Origin of the sequence: Streptomyces spongiae (assembly GCF_009377185.1) — a bacterium.
In the GTDB taxonomy this organism is placed as follows: domain Bacteria; phylum Actinomycetota; class Actinomycetes; order Streptomycetales; family Streptomycetaceae; genus Streptomyces; species Streptomyces spongiae.
This window is the reverse complement of sequence record NZ_VJZC01000821.1, coordinates 1-3,451: the sequence shown is the minus strand read 5'-3', so window position 1 is coordinate 3,451 and position 3,451 is coordinate 1. Positions and strand designations below refer to the sequence as shown.

The 3,451-nt window shown below is 72.5% G+C and carries 4 protein-coding genes; 2 read left to right on the top strand and 2 right to left on the bottom strand.

Annotated features, from left to right (window positions below; translation table 11 throughout):
* Positions 1-49: 49 nt before the first annotated feature.
* A complete protein-coding gene (locus tag FNH08_RS47305; protein WP_322726574.1) occupies positions 50-1,156 on the bottom strand; it encodes a bifunctional succinyldiaminopimelate transaminase/glutamate-prephenate aminotransferase in 1,107 nt (368 codons plus the stop codon).
* 97 nt (positions 1,157-1,253) lie between these two features.
* On the bottom strand, positions 1,254-1,583 hold the full coding sequence (gene fdxA / locus FNH08_RS47300; protein WP_322726573.1) for a ferredoxin: 330 nt from the start codon (positions 1,581-1,583) through the stop codon (positions 1,254-1,256).
* A 140-nt stretch (positions 1,584-1,723) separates the two neighbouring features.
* Between fdxA and FNH08_RS47295 the strand changes: the two genes are divergently transcribed.
* On the top strand, positions 1,724-2,761 hold the full coding sequence (locus tag FNH08_RS47295; RefSeq protein WP_456114969.1) for a GNAT family N-acetyltransferase: 1,038 nt from the start codon (positions 1,724-1,726) through the stop codon (positions 2,759-2,761).
* Positions 2,762-2,778: 17 nt separating this feature from the next.
* On the top strand, positions 2,779-3,451 hold a 673-nt coding region (locus FNH08_RS47290; RefSeq protein ID WP_152778079.1), incomplete at its 3' end, for a transglutaminase-like domain-containing protein.

The following is a 3,451-nucleotide window of genomic DNA, read 5'->3' as shown; positions in this document are numbered from 1 at the left end:
CCCCGGCCCCCTCCTTTGCCGTTCGGTTCCGCGGTACTTTGCGCGGTACTCAGGCGGCGTTCGGCGACAGCCGCTCCGCCGCCGCCGCGACCCGCTCGTCCGTCGCCGTCAGTGCCACGCGGACGAAGCGGTCGCCCGCCGGACCGTAGAAGTCGCCGGGAGCGACCAGGATTCCCCGCTCCGCGAGGTGGGCCACCGTCTCCCAGCAGGACTCGTCACGGGTCGCCCACAGGTAGAGGCTGGCCTCGCTGTGCTCGATGCGGAAGCCGTGCCCCAGCAGGGCGTCGCGCAGGAGGGTGCGGCGGGCCGCGTACCGCTCCCGCTGCTCGCGGACGTGCTCGTCGTCGCCCAGGGCCGCGACCACGGCCGCCTGGGTCGGTGCGGCCGTCATCATGCCGCCGTGCTTGCGGATCTCCAGCAGCGGGGCGAGGACCGCCGGATCACCGGCCACGAAGGCCGCGCGGTAGCCCGCCAGGTTCGAGCGCTTGGAGAGGGAGTGGACCGAGACGATCCCGTCGTACGAGCCGCCGCAGACGTCCGGGTGCAGGACGGAGACGGGGTCGGCCTCCCAGCCCAGCTCCAGGTAGCACTCGTCGGAGAACACGAGGACGCCGTGCTCGCGGGCCCAGGCGACGATCCGCGTCAGCTCCTCCTTGCCGAGCACCCGGCCCGTCGGGTTCGACGGCGAGTTCAGCCACAGCAGCTTCAGACCGGCCGGGTCCAGCTCGGTCGGGTCGTCGTACACCTCGTACTCGGCGCGGGCGAGGCGGGCGCCGACCTCGTACGTCGGGTAGGCGAGGCGGGGGTACGCGACCCGGTCGCCGGGGCCGAGGCCCAGCTGCGTCGGCAGCCAGGCCACGAGCTCCTTGGAGCCGACGATCGGCAGGACGTGGCGGTGGGTGACCCCGCGGGCGCCGAGGCGGCGCTCCACCCAGCCCGTGATCGCGTTCCGCAGCTCGGGGGTGCCCCAGACCGTCGGGTAGCCAGGGGAGTCGGCCGCGGCGACCAGCGCCTTCTGGATCAGGTCGGGGACCGGGTCCACCGGGGTGCCGACGGACAGGTCGACGATGCCGCCCGGGTGGGCCCTGGCCGTCGCCTTGTACGGCTCCAGCTTGTCCCAGGGGAAGGTGGGGAGTCGTTCGGAGACTGCGGACACGGGATCTGGCTCACTTTCTCGTACGTACGCCTCGGTCCCGTACGGCGATCAGGGCGATCAGGCCGTACGGGACCGAGGTGGCGCGGGTGAGGACCGCTCAGTGCTCGTCCTGGTTCATCGGGGGCAGGCCCGCGATGAAGGGGTGGTCACGTTCGATCAGCCCCAGCTTGCTCGCGCCACCGGGCGAACCCAGCTCGTCGAAGAACTCGACGTTCGCCTTGTAGTAGTCCTTCCACTCCTCCGGGGTGTCATCCTCGTAGAAGATCGCCTCGACCGGGCAGACCGGTTCACAGGCACCACAGTCGACGCATTCGTCCGGGTGGATGTAGAGGGACCGCTGCCCCTCATAGATGCAGTCGACCGGGCACTCCTCGATGCACGCCTTGTCCTTGACGTCGACACAAGGCTCTGCGATGACGTAGGTCACGCTGTCGTTCCTCCTCGATAGGGCGCTGGCGGGCCTCCTCAGGCTCCGCCGCCTGGCGCGCGGGAGCGCGGCGTCGTCGATGCCCGCATCTAGTATCTCCGTTCTTGGGCATGATCCGAACAGGAGGGGTGGCCGGACCTGTGGAATTCTCTACCGGCGCACGGCTCGAAGTGCGTATCACCACCGCTGACGTGGGCAAACGCGTCTCGGTACGGCAGGTCGACGAAGACGCACCCAAGGGTGAGAAGTTCACCGACACGGTGGGCGTTCTCACATCATGGGACGACGGCGTGCTGGTGATCACACGGCGGACCGGTGAGCGGGTCCGGATCCCGGAGTCGTCGCTGGTGGCGGGCAAGATCGTTCCGGCGGCTCCGGCGCGCCGCCGGGGCCCCGCCGCCTCGTACGCGGAACTGGCCCGGGTGGCCGCGCGGGGCTGGCAGCCGGTGGAGCGGGAGTCGCTCGGCGAGTGGGAGCTGAGGGCCGCCCGCGGGTTCACGCGGCGCGCCAACTCGGTGCTGCCCGTGGGCGATCCCGGGCTGCCGCTGGACGAGGCGCTGGCGTACGTACGGTCCTGGTACGGGGCCCGGGAGCTCCCCGCGTACATGCAGCTCGCCACCGGCGCCGAGGGCACGCAGGAACTGCTGTGCGCCGAGCTGGAGCGGCGGGGCTGGACGCGGGAGGTGACGGCCGAGCTGTGGATCGGCTCGCTCGCGCCCGTCGCCGATCACGACCTGCCCGGCGGGGTCGTGCTGTCGCGGGTGGCCGACGAGGCATGGCTGAGCCGCTACCAGCGCAGAGGGCTGAGCGAGGTGGCGCTGACGGTGCTCGGGAGAGGCCCTTCGGTGTGGTTCGCGACGATACCGGGCCCGGCGCACGCCGCTCCGGCGGCCATCGGGCGGTGTGTGGTGGACGGCCGCTGGGCGGGCTTCGCGGCGGTGGAGGTCGATCCGTCCCACCGCCGTGAGGGCCTCGCCACCGCCGTCATGACCGCCCTCGCCCGCCAGGCCCTGGACGAGGGCGCCTCGGCGGGCTGGCTCCAGGTGGAGACGGACAACGTGGGGGCGCGGGCCCTGTACGCGTCGTTGGGCTTCGGGCCGCACCACTCGTACCACCACTACCGGGAACCCGAGGCGCCCGGCGCCGGTTCCCCCTCCGAGTCGTACCGATCATCGTGACCGGGCACGACGAGACCATGGGTGCTCCACGGCCTCCGAAGCCGGAGCGTGCCGCCGAGGTGCGGCGGCGGTTCGGGGAGGAGGCGCGGGCCGAGCGGCCGGATCTGGCGACGCTGTGCCTGCTGGTGGGGGCGGCCGGTGACGGGACGCTGGACGAGGCCGGGGAGGACGCGGCGCAGATCGAGCTCGACCGACTGGCGGGGCAGGTGCCGTTCCGCCCCGGCGGCCCCCGCTCCTGGGCGCTCGCGCTGGCCGAGCTGCTCGGCGGGACTTGCGGGTTCCGTGGCTCGCCCGGCGACTACCAGCGGCTGGAGTCCTCGTTCCTGCACGAGGTGCTGCAGCGGCGGCGCGGACTGCCCATCCTGTTGTCGGTGGTGTGGCTGGAGGTCGCGCGGCGGGCGGGGGCGCCTGTGTACGGGGTCGCCCTCCCTGGACACTTCGTGGTGGGCTTCGGGCCTCCCGAGGAACAGGTGCTCGCCGATCCGTTCGACGGTGGGCGGGTCCTGACCGGTGGGGACGCGGAGCTCCTGGTCGTGGGGGCCACGGGCGCGCGGCTCGATCCGTCGATGCTGGAGCCCGCCGACCCGCTCGACGTGGTGCTGCGGGTGCTCAACAACATCCGCGCCTGGGCCGCCGCGCGTCCCGAACGCTCGGACGTCTCACTGTGGGCCGTGGAGCTCTCCCTGCTCC